21 protein-coding genes and 1 pseudogene are annotated in these 19,204 nt (G+C 70.4%); 11 read left to right on the plus strand and 11 right to left on the minus strand.

What is annotated here, in order from left to right; genetic code table 11:
* Nucleotides 1-103: 103 nt before the first annotated feature.
* From Afe05nite_RS16715 to Afe05nite_RS16730, 4 genes are read left to right on the plus strand one after another with little or no spacing between them, the layout of a single operon-like run.
* Nucleotides 104-703: a TetR/AcrR family transcriptional regulator gene (locus Afe05nite_RS16715; RefSeq protein ID WP_203818028.1), complete on the plus strand. Its 600-nt coding sequence runs from the start codon at nt 104-106 to the stop codon at nt 701-703.
* A 5-nt stretch (nt 704-708) separates the two neighbouring features.
* Nucleotides 709-1,344, plus strand: coding sequence for a VC0807 family protein (locus Afe05nite_RS16720; protein ID WP_307835639.1), 636 nt, complete (start codon nt 709-711; stop codon nt 1,342-1,344).
* Nucleotides 1,341-2,546: an FAD-dependent monooxygenase gene (locus tag Afe05nite_RS16725; protein WP_203818030.1), complete on the plus strand. Its 1,206-nt coding sequence runs from the start codon at nt 1,341-1,343 to the stop codon at nt 2,544-2,546. Before Afe05nite_RS16720 ends, Afe05nite_RS16725 begins: the two co-directional genes overlap by 4 nt.
* A gap of 33 nt (nt 2,547-2,579) precedes the next feature.
* Nucleotides 2,580-3,893, plus strand: a complete 1,314-nt coding sequence (locus Afe05nite_RS16730; protein ID WP_203818031.1) for an MATE family efflux transporter — start codon at nt 2,580-2,582, stop codon at nt 3,891-3,893.
* Nucleotides 3,894-4,296: 403 nt separating this feature from the next.
* On the opposite strand, the gene Afe05nite_RS16735 is transcribed toward Afe05nite_RS16730, so the two are convergent.
* From Afe05nite_RS16735 to Afe05nite_RS16760, 6 genes are all read right to left on the minus strand, one after another.
* Nucleotides 4,297-4,761 (minus strand): hypothetical protein, encoded by a 465-nt coding sequence (locus tag Afe05nite_RS16735; protein ID WP_203818032.1) that lies wholly within the window; start codon nt 4,759-4,761, stop codon nt 4,297-4,299.
* Nucleotides 4,762-4,877: 116 nt separating this feature from the next.
* On the minus strand, nt 4,878-5,231 hold the full coding sequence (locus tag Afe05nite_RS16740; RefSeq protein ID WP_203818033.1) for a hypothetical protein: 354 nt from the start codon (nt 5,229-5,231) through the stop codon (nt 4,878-4,880).
* Nucleotides 5,232-5,417: 186 nt separating this feature from the next.
* The gene (locus Afe05nite_RS16745) at nt 5,418-6,536 is read right to left on the minus strand and encodes a hypothetical protein (protein ID WP_203818034.1); all 1,119 of its coding nucleotides are present in this window, start codon (nt 6,534-6,536) and stop codon (nt 5,418-5,420) included.
* Nucleotides 6,533-6,856, minus strand: coding sequence for a helix-turn-helix domain-containing protein (locus tag Afe05nite_RS16750; RefSeq protein WP_203818035.1), 324 nt, complete (start codon nt 6,854-6,856; stop codon nt 6,533-6,535). The genes Afe05nite_RS16745 and Afe05nite_RS16750 overlap by 4 nt, the downstream gene beginning before the upstream one ends.
* Nucleotides 6,853-7,191: a tyrosine-type recombinase/integrase gene (locus Afe05nite_RS16755; RefSeq protein ID WP_239117888.1), complete on the minus strand. Its 339-nt coding sequence runs from the start codon at nt 7,189-7,191 to the stop codon at nt 6,853-6,855. Before Afe05nite_RS16755 ends, Afe05nite_RS16750 begins: the two co-directional genes overlap by 4 nt.
* A 319-nt stretch (nt 7,192-7,510) precedes the next feature.
* Complete coding sequence (locus Afe05nite_RS16760; RefSeq protein WP_203818036.1) at nt 7,511-8,242, minus strand: DinB family protein; 732 nt, start codon at nt 8,240-8,242, stop codon at nt 7,511-7,513.
* Between the two features lie 98 nt (nt 8,243-8,340).
* Between Afe05nite_RS16760 and Afe05nite_RS16765 the strand changes: the two genes are divergently transcribed.
* Nucleotides 8,341-9,597, plus strand: coding sequence for a PP2C family protein-serine/threonine phosphatase (locus tag Afe05nite_RS16765; RefSeq protein ID WP_203818037.1), 1,257 nt, complete (start codon nt 8,341-8,343; stop codon nt 9,595-9,597).
* Between the two features lie 19 nt (nt 9,598-9,616).
* Here the strand turns inward: Afe05nite_RS16765 and Afe05nite_RS16770 are convergent, their stop codons facing one another.
* Nucleotides 9,617-9,982: an STAS domain-containing protein gene (locus Afe05nite_RS16770; RefSeq protein ID WP_239117889.1), complete on the minus strand. Its 366-nt coding sequence runs from the start codon at nt 9,980-9,982 to the stop codon at nt 9,617-9,619.
* A gap of 158 nt (nt 9,983-10,140) precedes the next feature.
* Between Afe05nite_RS16770 and Afe05nite_RS16775 the strand changes: the two genes are divergently transcribed.
* Nucleotides 10,141-10,563, plus strand: a complete 423-nt coding sequence (locus Afe05nite_RS16775; RefSeq protein WP_203818039.1) for an ATP-binding protein — start codon at nt 10,141-10,143, stop codon at nt 10,561-10,563.
* Nucleotides 10,560-11,402 (plus strand): alpha/beta fold hydrolase, encoded by an 843-nt coding sequence (locus Afe05nite_RS16780; protein ID WP_239117890.1) that lies wholly within the window; start codon nt 10,560-10,562, stop codon nt 11,400-11,402. The genes Afe05nite_RS16775 and Afe05nite_RS16780 overlap by 4 nt, the downstream gene beginning before the upstream one ends.
* Nucleotides 11,403-11,407: 5 nt before the next feature.
* Here Afe05nite_RS16780 and Afe05nite_RS16785 read toward each other — a convergent pair whose 3' ends face one another.
* The gene (locus tag Afe05nite_RS16785; RefSeq protein WP_203818040.1) at nt 11,408-13,057 is read right to left on the minus strand and encodes a glycoside hydrolase family 27 protein; all 1,650 of its coding nucleotides are present in this window, start codon (nt 13,055-13,057) and stop codon (nt 11,408-11,410) included.
* Between the two features lie 276 nt (nt 13,058-13,333).
* Between Afe05nite_RS16785 and Afe05nite_RS16790 the strand changes: the two genes are divergently transcribed.
* Nucleotides 13,334-13,678: a PadR family transcriptional regulator gene (locus Afe05nite_RS16790; protein WP_203818041.1), complete on the plus strand. Its 345-nt coding sequence runs from the start codon at nt 13,334-13,336 to the stop codon at nt 13,676-13,678.
* On the plus strand, nt 13,678-14,652 hold the full coding sequence (locus tag Afe05nite_RS16795) for a permease prefix domain 1-containing protein (protein WP_203818042.1): 975 nt from the start codon (nt 13,678-13,680) through the stop codon (nt 14,650-14,652). The genes Afe05nite_RS16790 and Afe05nite_RS16795 overlap by 1 nt, the downstream gene beginning before the upstream one ends.
* 105 nt (nt 14,653-14,757) lie before the next feature.
* Here Afe05nite_RS16795 and Afe05nite_RS45085 read toward each other — a convergent pair.
* Nucleotides 14,758-14,832 (minus strand): annotated as a pseudogene (locus tag Afe05nite_RS45085) (thiamine pyrophosphate-binding protein); the annotation flags it as partial.
* A gap of 118 nt (nt 14,833-14,950) precedes the next feature.
* Here Afe05nite_RS45085 and Afe05nite_RS16805 point away from each other — a divergent pair.
* Entirely contained in the window at nt 14,951-15,613 is a 663-nt protein-coding gene (locus Afe05nite_RS16805; RefSeq protein ID WP_203818044.1) for an HAD family hydrolase, read from the plus strand.
* 79 nt (nt 15,614-15,692) lie between these two features.
* On the opposite strand, the gene Afe05nite_RS16810 is transcribed toward Afe05nite_RS16805, so the two are convergent.
* Nucleotides 15,693-16,391: an SDR family NAD(P)-dependent oxidoreductase gene (locus Afe05nite_RS16810; protein WP_203818045.1), complete on the minus strand. Its 699-nt coding sequence runs from the start codon at nt 16,389-16,391 to the stop codon at nt 15,693-15,695.
* Nucleotides 16,392-16,478: 87 nt separating this feature from the next.
* Here Afe05nite_RS16810 and Afe05nite_RS16815 point away from each other — a divergent pair, with 87 nt between their 5' ends.
* Nucleotides 16,479-17,318: a helix-turn-helix transcriptional regulator gene (locus Afe05nite_RS16815; RefSeq protein ID WP_203818046.1), complete on the plus strand. Its 840-nt coding sequence runs from the start codon at nt 16,479-16,481 to the stop codon at nt 17,316-17,318.
* A 616-nt stretch (nt 17,319-17,934) separates the two neighbouring features.
* On the opposite strand, the gene Afe05nite_RS16820 is transcribed toward Afe05nite_RS16815, so the two are convergent.
* Nucleotides 17,935-19,080, minus strand: a complete 1,146-nt coding sequence (locus Afe05nite_RS16820; protein WP_203818047.1) for an acyl-CoA dehydrogenase family protein — start codon at nt 19,078-19,080, stop codon at nt 17,935-17,937.
* Nucleotides 19,081-19,204 lie beyond the last annotated feature (124 nt).

The raw sequence follows: 19,204 nt of genomic DNA on the forward strand, positions 1-19,204 counted from the left end.
GTCAACGATCCTTGACCATTGCGCAAGGGGGTTCCGCACGGCAGCTAGGTGACAGCCGAAAATCGACGTTGACAGAATTACTTGGATGAGTAAAAGTTTACCCATGCGAGTAAATGACACCGTCACGACACGGGCGAGACGAGCCCAGATCATCACCGCCGCCATCGACACCATCGCCGAACTCGGGTACGGCAACGCCTCCTTCGCCCGCATCGCCAACCGAGCCGGGATCAGCAGCACCCGGCTGATCTCCTACCACTTCCGCGACAAGGCCGAACTGGTCCTCGCCGTGGTCGACGCCGTGCTCGCCGAGGCCGCCGAGCACATGGGCAAACGTCTGCGCGCCGCCGGTGACCGCCACCCCGATCTGCTGGCCGCCTACATCGAGTCGAACCTCGAATTCATCGCCGAGCATCCGACCGCGATCCGCGCCGTCATCGAGATCGCCGGCAACGCGCGCACCGACGACGGCACCCCGATCCTGCGGGACGAGCAGGCCGATGCCCCGATCGAACGACTGATCACGCTGTTCCGCGAAGGCCAGGAAACCGGCGAGTTCCGCGCCTTCGACCCGGCGGTCATGGCCGTCACCCTGCGCGCGGCGATCGACGCCGCGGCCGGCCGCCCGCATCTCGATCCGCATGCCTACGCCGCCGAACTGGTGGCCCTGTTCACCAGAGCCACCCGGAAGGACAACGCGTGACCACCATGACCACTTCCAAGCCCGGTCGCGTCACCCTGCTCCGGCCGCTGCTCGTCGACTTCGGCCTCCCGCTGCTCGTGTATTACGGGCTTCGCGCAGCCGGCGTCTCTCAGTGGTGGTCACTGCTTCTCTCCGGCGTCGTCCCGGCGGCCGCGGTGATCATCCGGTTCGCCCGCCGCCGTACCGTCGACTTCTTCGCCCTGTTCGTGCTGTCCATCGTCGCGCTCACCCTCGGCATCTCGGCGATGAGCGGCGACCCCCGCACGATGCTGATCCGCGACGCCTGGGGCGGCCTGCTCGGCGGGCTCATCGCGGTCTGGCTGCTGGCCAGCGTGTGGATCGGCCGGCCCGCTCTGATGTACCTGTACCGCACGTTCGTGCTCGCCAAAGTCGGTCCGGACGGACTGCGCGCCTGGGAAGCCAAGTGGGACCAGGACCGGCGGTTCCGGTCGAGCATGCGGCTGATCACCTTCGTCTGGGGATGCGCCGGCCTGCTGAACGTGCTCGTCACGCTGGCCGCGGCATACCTGCTGCCGATCGACCTGGCCACCGGAGTGCTCAACGTGAGCTGGCCCATCATCGTGGCGCCGACGCTGCTCTTCCACCTCTACTACACCAAGACGCGGGACCTGCGCGCATGACCGCCGACGTGATCGTCGTGGGGGCCGGACCGACCGGCCTGATGCTGGCCGGGGAACTGGCGCTCGGCGGCGCCCGGGTGATCGTGCTGGACCGGCTGGACCGGCGAACCGGGCAGTCGAAGGCCCTGAACCTGCAGCCCCGGTCGGCGGAGGTGCTCGCTTCTCGTGGCCTGCTCGACGACATCCTGGCGACGGCACCGGCGCTGCTGCCGAGCGGGCACTTCGCCGGGCTGCCGCTGGACTATTCGGGGCTGGACACCCCCTACCCGTACCAGATCGGCGTGCCGCAGGCCCGGGTCGAGGAGCGACTCGAAGCATGGGCGAAGTCGCTCGGCGCCGAGATCCGCTATGCGACGGCCGTCACCGAGGTCGCCCAGGACGATGACGGCGTGGTCGTCGACGGGCTGCGGGCCGCCTGGCTGATCGGCTGCGACGGGGCACGCAGCGTCGTCCGTAAGCAGTCGGGCATCGACTTCGTCGGCCGGGACGGCCGGATGTGCGCCCTGGTCGCCGACGTGACACTGGACGGAGTCGGCCCGACCGAGTGGGAACTGCCGAAACCGGAAGGGGACGGCCTGCTCACCGTGCTGCCGCTGGGCGACGGGGTGTTCCGGGTCCTGGCGGCGGGCCCGGCCCAGATGGCCGCCGGGCGCGACGACGCCGTGCCGGACAGCGAGATCGAATCCGCTCTGCGGCGCGGTGGCTGGACACTCGGCGAGGTGCGCTGGGCGAGCCGGTTCACCGACGCCACCCGGCTGGCCGACCGCTACCGCGCCGGGCGGGTGCTGCTGGCCGGCGACGCCGCGCACATCCACGCACCGACCGGCGGCCAGGGCCTCAATCTCGGCCTGCAGGACGCGTTCGATCTGGGCTGGAAGCTCGCCGAGGTGATCCGGGGCGAGGCCGGCGACGAACTGCTTGATACGTACGAGGCCGAGCGCCGACCGGTCGCGGAGCGGGTCCTGCAGTCGACCCGCGCGCAAGGTGTCCTCATGATCCCGGACGACGATGTTCGCGCCACGAGAGCGATGTTCGCGGAACTGGTGGACATGAGGGCGCTGGCCGCCCGGGTGGCCGGCCTGGACCACGGTCGTCGCCTGCCCGGCCTGGACCTCAGCCTCCTGCACGACGGCCGCCGACACGTGGTCACCACACCGGAAGGTCCGGTCGAGGTCCGCCCCGACGGGTTTCGCCGGGCTTGACTCTCACACCGTGTCAGGGCGAACAGTACGAGGATGAGGCGCGACGCGAAGGAGCCAGCCGTCGCCGGGACGTCGTCGTCAGTCGCGCAGGCGATCCGTTTCTCCGCGTCCGTACTGGTGGGGCTGCTGGCCGGAGTGGTGTTGCAGGTCTTCACCCTGGCCTTCCTGGGCCGGCTCGGCGAGGACGCGCTCTATGTGCGAGCGATATACACCCCGATCGGATTTCTGGTCCTGGCCGTCACCGAGGGGCTCGTGGTCGCCGCCCAGGTGTCGGCCGGCATCGCGACCCGCTCCGGGCGACGCGACCCGCTCCGGCCGCTGCCGACCTTCCTGATGCTGGGCGGCGGCGCGTTGATCCTCATCGCCGGGGTGTGCACCGCCGCGGCGGCCCCGATCCTGAACGCGCTCGAGGTCGATCCGGCGGACCGCCCGGCGGTGCTGATCTTCGTTATCGCGGTCTGTCTGAGCACGGTCGTCAGTCTGGTGCCGCTGGCCGGGGGCGCGGTGCTGCGAGGCATGGGACGTACGGTTGCCTCGTCGGTGCTGTCAGTCGGCTTCACGGTCCTGTGCATCGGGGTCATGGTGGTGCTGCGACTCCGGACGGAGCTGGGCATGCTCGCGGTGCCGGCCGGCACCCTGACCGCCGGCGTGGTCGCCGGCGCCGCGTCGTGGTGGCTGTTGCGCGGGAACACGGCCGCCTGTTCATGGTTCCGGCGGGACGCGGCGGCGCAACTGTGGACGTTCGGTGCGCCGGTGGCGGTCACCTTCCTGATGCTGTCCACGGTGAACTTCGGTTACCTGCGGGTGCTCCGCGACGCCACCGGCGCGGACCTCGCCGGATTCAGTCTGGGGCAGGGTGCGAGCTCCGTCTTCATGGTGGTGGCGATCGCGATCGGGTCCGGCACGGCCATCGTCGCCAATCTGCGGCCGGGCGAGGTGCGGCGGCCGATCGACGCGGCCGGCCTGAGCACCGCCGTCCGGATCTCGCTGCCGGCCTACGCCGCGATCGGCCTCCTGGCCCTCGTGTCACGCGATCCCCTGAGCCGGTTGCTGGCCGCGGACACGGACGTGGCGCGGACGACCGCCGGCTACTTCCTGTGGATGGGACCGACGTACGCGGTCTTCGGCGGGACCCTGGCCGTGCTGACCTACCTGGAACAGGTGGGCCGGGCGCGGACCGCGCTGCTGCTCAACGCCGCCTACTTCGCGGTGCTGTTGGTGATCGCCTTCCTGCTCCCTCAGCCGGTCAGCAGCGCCACGCTGACGAAACTGCTCGCGCTCAGCAACGTCGTCGGCTTCCTGACCTGCTGGCAGAGCGCCCGATATCTGCTCGGACATGCTCGCTGACAATCGGCCGGGCCGATGGCGGTGTGCACGGCGAGGTCGGCGAGGCTGCCTTTCCTGGTCGAGCAGACCTTCTCGACCGAACTCAGTTCCGGCGCGTATGCGGGTCGCTGCGGCACCCGCCCGGATCGGCGGGGGTAGGGCACATGATCTTCAACCGGACGCACGGCATCCGCACTCGGGCGGTCATCGTCAGCGACCACGATGGCGCGATCGACCACTGGTTCACGGTCAACGACACCGTCCAGGGCGAGCAGCACAGCGCGAACCCGCGCTATCCGTGGGTCATGGAAGGTCCGCGAGGGCCAGGACCTTCGTGGGTTCGGGGAAACTGAAGGGACTTCAGCGGGAACCCGAGGATCGGATGACGTGTTATGTGGGATCGTTCGGTGGGTTCGTCTCGCACTCAGGGTGAGGCGTCCGGGTCTGCGGGTGTCATTGCCTCATGGAGATGGGTCTCGACCGGACCCAGGTCGTGGTCGTTGGCTAGGACGATTTCGTCAGCAAGGTTAAGGACGCGAATGCTCCCAGCGTCGAACTGCAGTGTGATGCCGACCGCGATGTCGTAGGTGTTGTGCTGGTAGCGAATCTCCTGGCTGGAGAGGATCTGCTGGCCGATGAACGGGGTCATGGGGAAGTCGGGCAGGTTGTCCTCGACCGTGGTGTGGCCGTATTCGTCCATGTCGTAAGGGCCGTGAGGCTGGTCGATTTGCAGGGACAGCCCGTCGCCCGGCGTGTGGAACTGGACGGGGCCGAGGCCGTCCATGTGCAGCCACATGTGCAGGAGAGAGGGTTTGGTCTCCTGGTAGTGGTGCCAGGATGTCGTCACCTTCAGCAGGCGTCTGCCGACCAGGACCTCAGCGTTGATCATTCGCTGACGTTGTCATAGCGGTCAACGACTCGGCATTGGCTTTTTCAGAGGGCAAGCGCGGAGCGTCAGGTGCCGGACCATTGGTTCAGCCGGACTGAGCGGGCTTTCAGCAGGGCTCAAGGATGGTCAATTCTGTTGGATGGTTTCTGCCCCGGGTTCGCACTGATGTCGTGGTGCTCGGCGGCGGGCTCTAGGAGCTGGCGGGCTGTGGTGGCGTAGCGGATCGCGGTCTTGGCGTCGATGCCGAAGACCGCGGCCAGGTGCAGTGGGTCGCCGCCGTGGGTGAGGGCTTCTTCGAGTTGCCGGTCGCGGCGCAGGCGTTCCAGGGTGGCGGCGTGGCCGCGGAGCGCCTTCTTGGTCCAGAAGGTGCTGACGGGGCCGGTCTCGGTCGCGGTCTGCTGGTTGATCAGCAGGTAGGGGTTGGTGGTGACCGGCCAGCGGCGTTGCCGCTGGTCCAGCCATTGCCGCAAGAGCTGGTGGGTGAGGTCGTCCAGAGGCCGGATCCGGCCGGCGATGATGATGCGTCGGTTGCCGAGATCGACGTCGTCGAGGCGCAGGACGCGGATCTGCTGGTGCGTGCGGCGTGCACTGCGGCGAGGGAGAGCACGAGCCGGGCCGCGGGGGTGGTCGCGGCGGTGACGGCCTGGTTGACGTGGTCAGGGTGCAGTGGCTGGAGGATGCCGTAGACGTGCGGGCCGGCCTTGATCCGGATGGTCGGGTTGCGGAAGACCGTCCGGGTCTTGGTGCAGTGGCGGAACAGCGACCGTAGCGCGACCAGCAGGTTCTCCCGCTGTGTTCCCTGCCGTGCGTCGAGTTCGGCGAGGATATCGTCGCGGGTGACTTCGCGCAGGTGTGTGTAGCGGTTCGACCAGGCATGCAAGCTGGGCAGGGGCCTTGTTGAGGTAGTTCCAGACGGTGGCCGGGTGGCGGGCGCGGCTGCGGGGGCCGCCGTCGTGCAGGGTGCGAAGCCAAGCCTCGACGGCGCTGCGGATGCCCGGCGCGAGGCCGGTGAGTTTGCGCCCCAGCCGGGCGTCGAAGCCGGGCTGCCGGTCGTCGGTGAGCACGTTCATGTCGGCGAGAACTTCGCAGACGCGTTCGGCGCCTGCGCCGCCGAGCCGTTTGCAGAGCGCATAGACCTGGGTGATCGTGATCGTGTCGCCGGGGATATGGCTGGACAGCAGGATGGTCAGGATCCGGTCGACGCCGGTGAGCAGCGCCGGGTGCCAGCCGCGGGCCTCGCTGCGGCGGTAGGCCAGATGGCGGGCCCAGGCCAGCCACGGGCCCGGCGGGCTCGCGGAGTAGGTCGTGCTGTCGATGATGCGGGTGTAGTCCCGGCCGATGGCGAACAGCGGTGGCTGGATCCAGGCGACTTGCGGCGGTCCCGCTGGTGGCGGGGCCGTCTTGCGTGGCCGGCCACGCCGGTCACGGGTGTGAACCGGGCCGCTGGTCCGCCGGTGCTTCATCCGGTCGAAGAACAGCTGGTGATGGCGGATCGGCGCCAGGTCGAGCTGGCCGTGCAGGTAGGCGGCGTCGGTGCCGCGGCGGCGACCGGCGGCGTTGCCGTCGAGGGCGGCCTGGTGCCAGCACAACCGGCAGTACCCGTTCTTGATCGCCAGGACGCGATCGCAGCCGGTGCATCGGTCCCGGTCGGGATTGTCGTGGCGGAAGGCCGAGCAGGCGATGCAGCGCTGGCCGCCGAGCCGGCCCCAGGCCAGGCAGTCGATGCAGCTCCTCGGCTTGATCATGTCGGCGGTCCGGCGCCGGGCCGGGCTCATGCCGGTGGCAGCGAGCGTCCGTCCCGGCGCCGTGGTGCCACCATGATCGTGGCTCCGGCCGCGGCCTGCTGCGGCATCTGCTCCGCTGCGGGCCGGGTGACTTTGTCCGGCTCTGGGATGAGCACGTCGGCCACTTCGCAGCCGAGGACGGCGCAGATCACGTCGAGGTCGTCGAGCTTGATGCTGGCCGGATGTCCGGACCATAGCCCGGACATCTTCCCGGCGGAGATGTTCAGACCGCGTTCGGCGAGCATGCGCTGTAGCTCGCTGGCCTTCCAGATGCCGCGTTGAGCGGCTGCTAGCCGCAGGTTCCACTTCACGGCGTCACCAGTCCCTTCAGCCGTTCGGCCGCTCGTTGTTGCCCGGCCACCCAGGCGTCCTCCACATGGGTGCGGTGGATATGGATGTAGTGCAAGGTGGTGGCGATCCAGGCGTGTCCGAGGACCTCCTGAATCGCGATCAGGTCCATCCCACCGGCATAGAGCTGGCTGGCGCAGTAGTGCCGCAACACGTGAGGAGTCAGCGCCTCGGGCCATTCCGGCAGGTGGATGCTCGCGGCCGCGGCAAGCGAGGCGCGTACCGCGTCGTCGCCGACGCGGGCGGCGCTGCTGTCGGCGCACCGGCGTGATCGAGGAACTACTCGGGGATGCGCCAAAGCCCTGACCGGTCGCCCCTGTTCGATGTACCTTCCCCGACCTCACCTCGACCATCGAGGCGTCCGCACGCCGGCGGTGAAGTCCTCCGTGCGGCTCAGCCGGGGAGTTCGGCGGCGCCGAGCGCGAAGTCCCAGGGGCCGATCCCGTTGGCCGCGAGGCCCAGCGTGACGACGCCCGTTCCCTCGGGCCGGCCCGTCGCCAGGACGTTGCGGAAGATGCACCCGGGTCCTCGACAGCGACTCCTTTCCCACCGCCGCCGCCGTGCTCCTCGACCACGCCATCCCCGCGCCGCCACCCCCGCCGGCCCGCGTCGGACGTCTAACCCAGTCGGGCGAGATCCCGCCGGATGTAGCGCAGGTGCGCCCATTCCTCCTCGAGGATCACCCGGACGCAGTCCCCGACGCTGGGATGCCAGTCACCGCCGCCCCACGGGTTCTCCCGTTCCTCGGCGAGCAGTTCCGGCGTGACCGTGGCCAGGAAGTCGGTCACCTGCCGCTGCCGCTCGGCACGTACCTCGAGGATCTCCGGGTAGGCCGGCGGGTCCGCGCGGAAGATCGACATGTCGAAGCCCATCCCGTCGGCCCCGGTGAAGATCTGGCCGATCTCGTGGAAGGGCTGTGGCACCCGCCGGATCCCGCCGCCGAGCCAGGCGTCGGTCGCCAGGATCAGGTGCCGCAGGGTCTGGGCCAACGACCACTCGTCCTCGACGTGGGCGTCCACGAGGTCCGGCGGTGTGTCCGCCACCGTGGTCTGCCATGCGGCCCGTACGGCGGCCCAACCCTCGCGCAGCCCCTCGGGCGTCTGCGCCTTCTGCAACTCGCGGCCCGGGAACCGCCGGTTGAGCTCGGCGTCCACGAGCGGCACCACGTCGATGCCGTTGACGATCAGGCGGCCGAAGAACAGGTCGTGGCTGTCGATGTCGAGCCCGTCCACGTCGACGCCGCGCATCGTCACTCCGCTGACATCGGAGAATCGCAGGGTGGCGCCCTTGAAGCTGGCCTTGACGAAGGTCGCGCCCGCGAACTGATCCGTGCCGGAATAGGTCGTCATCGCTTCATTATCGGCGGCGGCCGGCGAGAGCGGGCCGGGTCGCGAACCGGTTTGCGCCGGTGATGCCGGGGGATCAACGGCTTCCGTACGCTACGAGGGTGGAACGAAGTCAAGGACAGTTGCTGGCCGGCATGTTGGACGCGGCGGAGAACGCCGCACCGGTCGAGGCGGTGGAGGCGGTCACCCGGGAGCTCGCCGCGGAGCTGAGCGCGCTCTCGGTCTCGTTCCTGATCGCCGACCTCAGCGGCCGGGCCCTGGTCCGGCTGACGCACGTGCACACCGGGGCCTTCGGCGGGGGCCGGCGCTCGGGTGACGAGGCAGCCACCGTGCTGCCTTTCGACGGCGGCCCGGCCGAGCAGGCGCTTCGCACCCAGACGGTGCAGGTCCTCGGGCCGGCCGGCGGGTGGACGGTGCTGGCCCCGGTGACCGATCGCGGTGAGGCGATCGGGCTGCTGGAGATGGTCCTGCCGGACGAACCCCAGGAGCGGACACTGCGGGACATCGCCCGCACGGCGCACGCGCTGGCGTTCGTGGTGATCGCCAACCGGCGGCACACCGATCTGTTCGAGTGGGGGCAGCGCACGACCTCGTTCACCCTGTCGGCGGAGGTCCAGCGCCGGCTGCTGCCCAGCGCGTTCACGTGTGAGGCCAGCGCCTTCACCCTGTCCGGATGGCTGGAACCGGCCGCGAGCATCGGCGGGGACACCTTCGACTACAGCCTGGGCCGCGACGTGCTGCACTTCAGCGTCACCGACGCGATGGGCCACGGGGTGGCGAGCGCGCTGACGGCCACCCTCGGCGTGGGCAGCCTGCGCAACAGCCGCCGCCGCGGGGCCGGCCTGGTCGAACAGGCCGCCACCGCGAACATCGCCCTGGCGCAGAACGCCGTCGTGCCGGGCGCCTACGTCACCGCGATCCTCGGCTCCCTCGACCTACGCACCGGCGTCTGCACAATGCTCAACGCCGGCCACGTGGCGCCGCTGCTCGTGCGGGACGGCAACGCCCGCGAGCTGACTCTGCCCGGCAACTTCCCGCTCGGCATGTTCACCGAGGCCGACTACCGCCCGGCGGAGATCTCGCTTGAACCCGGGGACCGCCTGGTCGTGGTCACCGACGGCATGCGCGAGCGGGAGGCGGCCGGCCTCGACCTGGCCGCCCGGCTCCGGCAGATGACCGAACTGCATCCCCGCGAGGCCGTCCGCTCGCTGGCCGACGCCGTACTCGAGATAGCCGGACCGGTCCTGAACGACGACGCCACCCTGTTGATGATCGACTGGCATGATCTGCACGTCGAGGGCCGGCGCAGCAGCTCCGGCGCCGAGCAGGCGCGCACCAGCCCGCCGCTCCCCCGGTGACCAACCACTCCTCCGGTGATCAGCCGCCGGCCGTACCACCGGCCGGCGACACGTCGGCCTCGGCCGCCTCGACGCTGTCGAAGACACCGATCGCCTGATCGACCGTGGTGATGCTCAGGACGTTGCGCACGACCCGCTGCGGCGCGGCGAGACGCAGTCGACCACCGAGGTCGCGCACCGCCTTGAACCCGATCACCAGCGCGCCGAGCGCGCTGGAGTCCATGAAACCCACCCCGGCCAGGTCCACCACGATCTGCCGTTCCCCGGCGTCGATCTGGTGTTGCAAGCTCGCCTGCAGCTCCGGCGACGTCGCCATGTCCAGGTCGCCGTGCACCTGCACCACGGTGCATCCACGGCCCGGCCGGAATGTCACCTGCAGATCCACCCTGACCCCTCTCGCCCGACTCATTTTGTTGTACACCCTATGCGGCCGGGAACCGGAACGCCGCCGGGAAGGCACGTGATCGTTTGACCGTGCCGGGCTCGGGTAACGTCGAGCGCACCGGCGGAGCCCAGACGCACAGGCCGACAAGGAGCAGCGCAGTGCACGTCACGATGAAGTTGTCGCTACCCCGGCAACCATCCAGCGTCACGCGCGCCCGACAGGTGCTCACCACCCTGCTCGGCCTCACCGACGCCGACGAGGAGGCGCGGGGTCACCTCGCGGTTCTCATCTCCGAGGCCTGCGCCAACGCCGTACGGCACTCCGACCCCGAGAGCACCGTCGACCTCACCATCGACATCACCGACAGCACCTGCCGACTCGAGATCAGCAACCGCGGCATCACCCCTGACGGCGCACGCTTCAGCGCGGGACTGCCCGACCCGCTCACCGTCGGCGGACGCGGGCTGCCGTTCATGGCGGCGCTCGCCGACAGTGCCACCTTCGCCGCGGAAGACTCCGGCCAGGTGGTGTTGCGTATCCAGAAGGACCTGCCCGGAGAGAAACTCCTGGGGGCGCTGTGACCGACGACCGGGCCACGGCCAGGCTGCGCCTCGAGGCCGCGATCGCCGCCGCGAGCCCGCCGCACACCGCCACGGTCGTCGTCGAGGACGGCACCACCATCGCTTATCACCGGTGGGAGCCGGACGCGGGCGTCGACGCCGACCCGGTCCCGGTCGTGCTGCAGCATGGCTTCACCGCTGACACCCTGGTCGACTGGCTGGTCCCGGGCACGGTCGCCGCTCTCACCGCGGCCGGGCGCCGGGTGGTGGGGGTCGACGCGCGGGGCCACGGGCGGTCCGGCAAGTCGCCCGACGCCACCCGCTACGGCGAGCGACGGATGGCCGCCGACCTCCTCGCCGTGACGGCGCTGCTGGGGGCGCCCACCGTGGACCTCGCCGGCTACTCGATGGGTGCGGTGATCGCCCTGCTCGCCGCGGCCGGGCAGCCGGCTGTCCGGCGGCTCGTCGTCGGCGGCGTGGGTGCGGGCATCGTCGAGGTCGGCGGGGTCGACACCCGTGCCCTGCCGAGCGACCGGCTGGCCCGAGCCCTGCTGACCGAGGACCCGGGCGACGTACCGCCCGAGGCCGCCGGCATGCGCGCGTTCGCCGAGATGCTCGGCGACGATCTGCCGTCGCTGGCCGCGCAGGCCCGAGCCGTCCATCGCGACGGCATCGACCTCGCCGCCATCACCGCCGAGACCCTCGTGGTCGCGGGCGACGCCGACCCGCTCGCCGAGCGCCCGCACGTCCTCGCCGACGCGATCACCGGTGCCCGGCTGCACCTGGTCGCCGGTGGCCACGACGTGGTGGGCACCAGCCCGCAGTTCCGCTCCGCGGTCGTCGGGTTCCTCACCCGCTGAGCCGGTTACCTCAGCGTCCACCTCTGGTTGGCGCCGGAACCGCAGGCCCAGAGCACGATCTTGGTGCCGTTCGCGGTGGCCGCGCCGCTGGCGTCGAGGCACAGGCCGGACTGGACGCCGGTGACGGTGCCGTCGGCGTTGACGTTCCACTGCTGGTTGTTCTGGCCGTTGCAGTCCCAGATCACGGCCTTGGTGCCGTTGGCGGTGCCGCGGTTGGCGGCGTCCAGGCACTTGTTGCCGATCATCAGTTGCTTGCCCGCGGTGTACGTCCACGCCTGGTTGGCCTGGCCGTTGCAGTCCCACAGCTGGGCCTGCGTGCCGTTGGTGGTGCTGGAGTTGTTCACGTCGAGACAACGGCCGGACTGCCGGCCGACGATCGTCGTGGCGGTGGTGCCGGAACCCGTTCCGTCGGTGCCGCTGAGGGTGAGCAGCACGGCCTGGTTGGCGGGCACGGCGGAGGTGTAGCCGGTGGTCGAGGAGCCGAGGTCGGTGCCGGTCCACGGGTCGCGTACCGCCACCGCGCCGGTCAGACCCACAGCGGACCACCGGACGGTGATGTTCGCGGTGGCGCCGGTGCGGTTGAGCAGCAGGACGGCCCGGTTACCCGTACCGGTCAAGGTCTTGCTGTAGACCTGCAGGCCGGTCGCGTCCTCGGCGACCTTGGTGCCCTGCCGGCCCAGCGGGTCCTGGTCGATCGCGATGACCTCGCGGTTGGTCAGGATGGCCCGGGTCTCCGCGCTCATCGTCGCGAGGTTGTTGCCGGCGAGCAGCGGTGCGCCGGAGATCGCCCACAGGCCCAGGTGGGTGCGGTTCTGGGCGGCGTTGAAGCCGGGCATGCCGACCACGAGCATGTCGGGGTCGTTGTAGTGGCCGGGACTCTGGGCCGTGGGGTGCTGGGCGGAGTCGAAGTTGGTCAGCACCCGGCTCATCGAGGCGTTCTCGCCGTAGTAGATGATGTCCTGGCTGGTGCGCCACATGGTCGAGATGCCCGGCCCCCAGTTCCACGGGCCGCCGTTGCCCCAACTGCAGACCGAGAGAACCATCGGCCGCCCGGTCTGGGCGGTGGCGCGGGCGATGGAGTCACTGATCGCCGTGTACGCGCTCTGCGGGTTGAGGCCTTCGGCGTTGCCGCCGCACCAGTCCACTTTGACGAAGTCGAAGCCCCACCGGGAGAACTGCAGGAAATCCTGGTCGTAGTGGCCTTCACTGCCGGAGCCGGGCGCGGCCGGCCGGCCCGTCGGGTAGTAGTAGCCGCATCCGTCCCGGCCGGCGTCGGTGTAGATGCCCGCCTTGAGGCCCTTGCTGTGGATGTAGTCGGCGATCGCCGCCATCCCACCGGGCCAGTCGGCCGGGTCGACGGTGAAGTTGCCGGCCGAGTCCCGGGTCCCCTGCCACCAGCCCTCGTCGATGTTGACGTACTGGTATCCCGCGTCCTTGAGCCCGGCGGAGATCAGGGCATCGACCTGGCCCTTGATCACGTTGTAGTTGATTTTCGCGGCGAACGAGTTCCAGGACGCCCAGCCCATCGGCGGCGTGCTGACCACATTGTTCGGCGCGGCCACCGCCGGCCTCGCCACGGCGGCGATGGTGACCGCCGCCAGACCCAGTGCCAGCAGGCCGCCGAGTAGATGTCCACCGACCGCGCGCGCATGCATGAGCTGGTCCTCCCGTGGGCTTGCGGCCGGCGACGGTGGCTCCCGGACGCGGGCGGACGTGCCCGGCGAAGCGGAGACGGTCGGCGCTATGTGATCGTTAACATAACCAGCCTCAGCGCGAAACGCAAGAGACACTCATCGATGTATTGGATGCGTGCGCCCGGCCCTTCACGCGGCGGCACAAGCCTGGGCGCCCACTGCCCGCCCCCAACAATTTTGCCGACACATTGGTGTACTCAATTGCCATAGTGTGCGACGCACAGTATCGTGTTGAGCATGACAATGGATGCGACGCTAGCGGGGCACTTGCAGGAGTTACGCCGCGGCACCGTCGTCGTCGCGAGCCTGATCGTTCTGCGCTCGCCGGGCTACGGCTACTCGCTGCTCGAGACGTTGAGCCGGGCCGGCTTCGACGTCGAGGCCAACACGCTCTACCCGCTGCTGCGCCGGCTCGAGGCGCAGGGCCTGCTGACCAGCTCGTGGAACACCGACGAGGCCAGGCCGCGCAAGTTCTACCGCACCACCGAGCAGGGCGACGCACTCGCCGGGACCCTGCGTGACGAGTGGTCACGCATCGACCACGCCATCGGCGACCTTTCGAAGACCACGGGGAGCAACTAATGACCAGCCTCATCGACCGCTACGTCTACACCGCCCTGCGCCGCGTCCCGGAGCAGCAGCGCGGCGACATCGACCGGGAGCTGCGCGCCAGCATCGAGGACGCGGTCGACGCCCGGGTGGACAGCGGCGAGGAGCGCGACGCCGCGATCGAGACCACGCTCGTCGAGCTGGGCGACCCCGGCAGGCTGGCCGACCGGTACGCGGGCCGGTCCAACTTCCTGATCGGGCCCGAGCTCTACCCGATGTGGCGGCGCCTGCTGATCACGCTGCTCGCCACGGTCCTGCCGATCGTCGTGCTCGTCGGCGTGATCGTGCAGATCCTCGACGATCCGAACATCGGCAAGGTGATCGGCGGTGCGGTCACCACCATCCTCACCGTGGGGGTGCAGATGACCTTCTGGGTCACGGCGGCGTTCGCGGTCCTCGAGCACACCGGCGTCGGCCGCGAGTCGATGAAGCTCGACCGCCCCTGGACCCCGAAAGACCTGCCGAGGTACGAGCCCAACAACATCCCCCGCAGCGAGGTGATCACCGGTGTGGTCTGGGCGGTGCTGCTCATCGCCGGCTTGGTGCTCCAGCAGTTCACCTTCAGCGACGTGCCCGTCCTCGATCCCGCGAACTGGACGTTCTGGTGGCCGTACATGATCGTCTCGCTGGTCCTGAGCGCGGCCTTCCACGTCTGGCTCTACCGGCACGGCCGTTATGACCGCAAGGTCACCGTGGTCAACCTGGTGCAGCAGCTGATCTCGATGGTGCCGCTGGTCTGGCTGCTGGTCACCGACCGGTTCTTCAACCCGGAGTTCGACTGGTTCGCCGCCGCCGACGCCGACGTCAAGGGCTGGGTGACCAAGGGTCTGCTGCTCGCGGTCGCCGTCTCGGTCATCGACATCGTCAAGGTGGCGATCCGCGGCGAGCGGGCCCGCCGGGGCCTGCCGTCGAAGGTCCCCGGCACCGGAAACTACAACTTCGGCTGATCCTGACCCAGGAAGACCGCCCGCGGCGTACCGCGGGCGGTCTTCCGGCGTCTCCTGTGCTGCCCGCCCTCAGCTCTTGTCCTGCGGGTCGGCCGGCTCCGGACCGTAGCCGGAGAGGTAGAGCTGGATGTAGAGGGTCAGGCTGGAGTGGCCCCTCGACAGGACGACCCGGTCACGGCCATCGGTAGACGTGCTCCCTCGAGGTCGACGGTCGACGTGCAACCGGCGGCCACCCCTCGGACCGAATTGCACACCGGCGCGCCGATTGACGATCTCCCCGCCGGGGCAGTCCACGACCATGGCAGACACCGCGATCTTCGACGTCGACGGCACCCTCGTCGACACCAACTACCAGCACGCCCTGGCCTGGTTCCGCGCCTTCCGACGCTTCGGCATCACCCGGCCCATGTGGCGCATCCACCGGGGCATCGGCATGGGTGGGGACATGTTCGTGCCCGAGGTCGGCGGCGCCGAGATCGAGCGGGCGCACGGCGACGACCTGCGCGAAGCCTGGGTGCAGGAGTTCGACCAGCTGATCGCGGAGGTCCAGCCCTTCAACGGCGCGCACGAGCTGCTGGCCGAGGTCAAGCAGCGCGGGTTCCGGCTGGTCCTGGCCAGCTCCGGTAAGGCCCAGCACGTCGAGACGTTCCTCGACCTGATCGACGCCAAGTCCCTCGCCGACGCCTGGACCACCTCCGACGACGTGGCCAAGAGCAAACCGGCACCCGACCTCGTCGCCACCGCCCTGGCCAAGGTCGACGGCACCGGCGGCATCATGATCGGCGACTCCGTCTACGACGCGCAGGCCGCGGCCAAGCTCGACATACCGGTGATCGGCGTGCGCACCGGCGGCTTCTCCGTCGGCGAACTCCAGGAAGCCGGCGTCCTGCAGGTCTTCGACTCCCTGGTCGCCTTCCGGCAGGCCCTGGACGGCACCCCGCTCGCGCGCGCCAGCCGCTGAACGCCGCGGCCACTTTCCCCCCGGGTCGAGCGTTCAGCTGCGGGGCCGACCGCCGCCTCGACCGGCGCCGAACCGGGTGTCATGACCAGGAGATCTCCTCGTGGCGGTCGACGAACCGGCCGGATCGGTGGCCCGGGCCCTCGGTGGCCAGGGCCACGATCGCGTCGGTGCCCTCGGTGACCGTCTGCGGGCCGGAGTGGCCGTTGAAGTCGGTGGCGGTGTAGCCCGGGTCGGCCGCGTTGATCCGGATGTGCGGGAACGCCTTCGCATATTGCGTGGTCAGCATGGTCAGGGCCGCCTTGGACGCGGTGTAGACCGGGGCCAGATAGGTCGACTCGGGCCGGGCCGGGTCGTGGGTGGCCTCCAGCGAGCCCATGCCACTGCTCACGTTGATGATGACCGGGTCGGCGGAGCGCTGCAGCAGCGGCAGGAAGGCAGTCGTCGCGCGGACCACACCGGCGACGTTGACGTCCATGACGGCTAGCACGTCGGCGCCGGTCAGGGCGCTCGGGTCGCCGGCCGGGCCGTGGACGCCGGCGTTGTTGACCAGGACGTCGAGCGTGCCCTCGTGGGCCTCGACGTCAGCGGCCGCGGCGGCCACCGAGGCGTCGTCGGTGACGTCGATCGGGACGAAACGGGCGCCCAGCTGATCGGCCGCCAGTTTGCCGGCCCGCTCGTCGCGGGCACCCAGCAGCACCGTGTGGCCCGCCGCGATCAACCGGCGGGCGGTCTCGTAGCCGAGGCTGCGGTTGGCCCCGGTGATGAATGTCGTCGTCATGTCAACCACCCTGCCCGGCTTCCGCGGCCTCATCCAGGGAGAATCACTACCACCCAACTAGCCGCCGGGCGCGGCAGAATCGACGGCATGAACGAGTTCGGCACCACCCTGCGCGCCTGGCGCGACCGGACCTCCCCGGCCGCGGTGGGTCTCCCCCTGGGCCACAGCCGCCGGGCCAAGGGCCTGCGTCGCGAGGAGCTCGCCGAACTCAGCGGCATCTCGGTCGACTACCTGGTCCGGCTCGAGCAGGGCCGGTTCACCAGCCCGTCGGATCAGGTCACGGCCGCGCTGGCCCGGGCGTTGCAGCTGTCCGCCGCCGAACGCGATCACCTCTACCGGCTCGCCGGCCTCAACGCCCCCGGCGCCGCCGAGATCACCGACCACGTCTCGGCGAGCGTCCAGCGGGTGGTCCGGCGCCTCGGTGACGCGGCGGTGGCGGTCTTCGCCGCCGACTGGCAGCTCATCTGGTGGAACCGCAGTTGGGCCGCGCTGTGCGGTGATCCGTCGGAGACGCCGCCACACCTGCGCAACTTCGCCCGTGACACGTTCCTGCCCGGCGAACCGAAGCTCAGCCGGCACCGGGTGACGTCCCTGGTCGCCGGGACGCCCGAGGCCGCCCTGGTCGCCGACCTGCGCCGGGCGACCGGCCGTTTCCCGGACAGCCGCCGCCTCGCCGCGCTGATCGAGGAGCTGACCGCGGGCAGCGAACGGTTCGCGACGCTCTGGGCGGACGGCGTGGTCGGCGCCCACCGCAGCGACCAGAAGATGATCGACCACCCGCAGGTCGGGCCGATCGCGGTCGACTGCGACGTGCTCACCGACGGCGAGGTGGACCTGAAGATCGTCATCATGAGCGCCGCCCCCGACAGCGACGACGAGACAAGGCTGCGCCTGGCCACCCTCGCCGGAGCGGCGAGCGACGCGTGACGCCTGGTGAATGGCGAGCCGCCGGCGACCGTCCTGCCTGGGTCACGGGCGTGAACGCGGCTTGCGCGGCGCGCTGGTCGGCGCTCGTCAGCACAGTCCGCCGGGCGGGGTCGGCGACCGGCCGGGCGCAGGCCGGCTCCCCCACCGCGCCGGCGACGACGCCGGAGACCGGCACCGGCCCCACCGATGCCGAGGCTGCCGAGGCCGGGCCCACGGCCGGGGCCGCGGCGGAATCGGCGGGCGGCGAGCTGTCCCGCAGGGCGAAGGTCATCGCGATGACCGCGAGCGTCAGGAAGCCCGCCGCCGCGCCGGGCCGGGCCGGATCCGCCGGCCCTTACCGGCAGGCTGCCCGTCCGCGATCATGCGCAGCGAGTTGGCAGAGGTGGCGGGCCGTGCCACCCGGGTGGCCACAGGGCCGGCCGGACCGGTTCGACGAGGCCGGCGGCGATGAACCGTTCGTCGGTGCCCGGCCTGCGCACGGCGGAGTGGTGGCCGGTGCCGAGGATGCCGAGTTCCGGATCCCGGCGGAGGATCAGGCCGCCGTCCCCCGCCGGCGACCGTCGGCGATCGAGCCGGCGATCGAGCCGGCGAACGTTCACAAGTGCGCGGGCGGACCTCAGGCGGGCAGGCCGTCGAGGCGGGCGAGGACCTGCAGCATGACCTCGTCGGCGCCGGCCCCGATGGAGGTGAGGCGTACGTCGCGCAGCATCCGGGCGGTCCAGGTCTCCTCGAGGTAACCCATGCCGCCGTGGAACTGCAGGCACCAGTCGGCGACCTCGCGGACCAGCCGGCCCGCCTTCAGCTTCGCGACGGTGCCCATCCGGGTGATGTCCTCGCCCGCCATCAGCGCCTCGGCCGTCTGCAGGTTGTGGCTGCGCAGCAGGTCGACCTCGGCCTGCAGTTCGGTGAGGCGGAACGCGACGTACTGCCGGTCGGCCAGGGGGCGGCCGAAGACCGAGCGGTTCTGCACGAACGCGCGGGTGCGGTCCAGGGCGTACTGGCATTGGCCGGCCGTCGTGTAGGCGGCGAACACCCGCTCCGTGACGAACTGGCGCATCTGCTGCTGGAAGCCCCGGCCGGGTTCGCCGATCGTGTTGGCCACCGGCACCCGCACCTCGTCGAGGGCCAGCTCGGCGGTGTCGGAGCACCGGTTGCCGAGCTTGTCGAACGTGCGCACCACCGAGAAGCCGGGCGAGTCGGTGGGGACGACGATCTGCGACATGCCGCGGTGGCCGCCCTCGTCGGAGGTGCGGGCGAGCAGGCACAGCCAGTCGGCCTGGGCGCCGTTGGTGATGTAGACCTTCCGCCCGGTGATCACCCAGTCGTCGCCGTCGCGGACGGCTCGGGTGCGCAGACGGGAGACGTCGGAACCGGTGTCCGGCTCGGTCACGGCGATCGCGGCCACCGCCGTACCGGAAATCGCTGGTCGCAGGTATTGATCTTTGAGTTCCGGGGTGCCGAAGGCGTGCAGCGACGGGGTGGCCATCATGGCCTGCACGCCCATCGCCATGCCGACGCCACCGGCGTGCATGCGCCCGTATTCCTCGGCGGCGACCAGCTGGAAGCTGTGGTCGGCACCCTCCCCGCCGTAGGCCTCGTCGTATTCGAGGCCGAGCAGCCCCAGCGCCGCGGCCTTGGGGAAGAGATCGTGCAGCGGCACCCGGCCGGCCGCCTCCCAGCCGTCGACGTGCGGGTTGACCTCGGTGTCGACGAAGCGCCGCACGCTGTCCCGGAACGCTGCATGGTCCTCGCTGAGCCGCATGGACCCGACGGTAACTTCGGAGCCCACCCAAAAACAAGCACGCTTGCTTGTTTTTCCGTCCTGTGCGACCGTCACCGGGTGCTGCGCATCGGTAACTGCTCCGGCTTCTACGGCGACCGCCTGT

The organism is Paractinoplanes ferrugineus (assembly GCF_016862195.1).
GTDB lineage: Bacteria > Actinomycetota > Actinomycetes > Mycobacteriales > Micromonosporaceae > Actinoplanes > Actinoplanes ferrugineus.

Excerpts from the sequence above, each read along its gene's own strand:
- Afe05nite_RS16760 (WP_203818036.1), bottom strand. The coding sequence starts at position 8,242 with ATGACGACCTATTCCGGCACGGATCAGTTCGCGGGCGCGACCTTCGTC.
- Afe05nite_RS16715 (WP_203818028.1), top strand. The coding sequence starts at position 104 with ATGCGAGTAAATGACACCGTCACGACACGGGCGAGACGAGCCCAGATC.
- Afe05nite_RS16805 (WP_203818044.1), top strand. The coding sequence starts at position 14,951 with ATGGCAGACACCGCGATCTTCGACGTCGACGGCACCCTCGTCGACACC.
- Afe05nite_RS16735 (WP_203818032.1), bottom strand. The coding sequence starts at position 4,761 with ATGATCAACGCTGAGGTCCTGGTCGGCAGACGCCTGCTGAAGGTGACG.
- Afe05nite_RS16815 (WP_203818046.1), top strand. The coding sequence starts at position 16,479 with ATGAACGAGTTCGGCACCACCCTGCGCGCCTGGCGCGACCGGACCTCC.
- Afe05nite_RS16745 (WP_203818034.1), bottom strand. The coding sequence starts at position 6,536 with ATGAGCCCGGCCCGGCGCCGGACCGCCGACATGATCAAGCCGAGGAGC.
- Afe05nite_RS16785 (WP_203818040.1), bottom strand. The coding sequence starts at position 13,057 with ATGCATGCGCGCGCGGTCGGTGGACATCTACTCGGCGGCCTGCTGGCA.
- Afe05nite_RS16810 (WP_203818045.1), bottom strand. The coding sequence starts at position 16,391 with ATGACGACGACATTCATCACCGGGGCCAACCGCAGCCTCGGCTACGAG.
- Afe05nite_RS16790 (WP_203818041.1), top strand. The coding sequence starts at position 13,334 with ATGACAATGGATGCGACGCTAGCGGGGCACTTGCAGGAGTTACGCCGC.
- Afe05nite_RS16725 (WP_203818030.1), top strand. The coding sequence starts at position 1,341 with ATGACCGCCGACGTGATCGTCGTGGGGGCCGGACCGACCGGCCTGATG.
- Afe05nite_RS16720 (WP_307835639.1), top strand. The coding sequence starts at position 709 with ATGACCACTTCCAAGCCCGGTCGCGTCACCCTGCTCCGGCCGCTGCTC.
- Afe05nite_RS16820 (WP_203818047.1), bottom strand. The coding sequence starts at position 19,080 with ATGCGGCTCAGCGAGGACCATGCAGCGTTCCGGGACAGCGTGCGGCGC.
- Afe05nite_RS16795 (WP_203818042.1), top strand. The coding sequence starts at position 13,678 with ATGACCAGCCTCATCGACCGCTACGTCTACACCGCCCTGCGCCGCGTC.
- Afe05nite_RS16730 (WP_203818031.1), top strand. The coding sequence starts at position 2,580 with ATGAGGCGCGACGCGAAGGAGCCAGCCGTCGCCGGGACGTCGTCGTCA.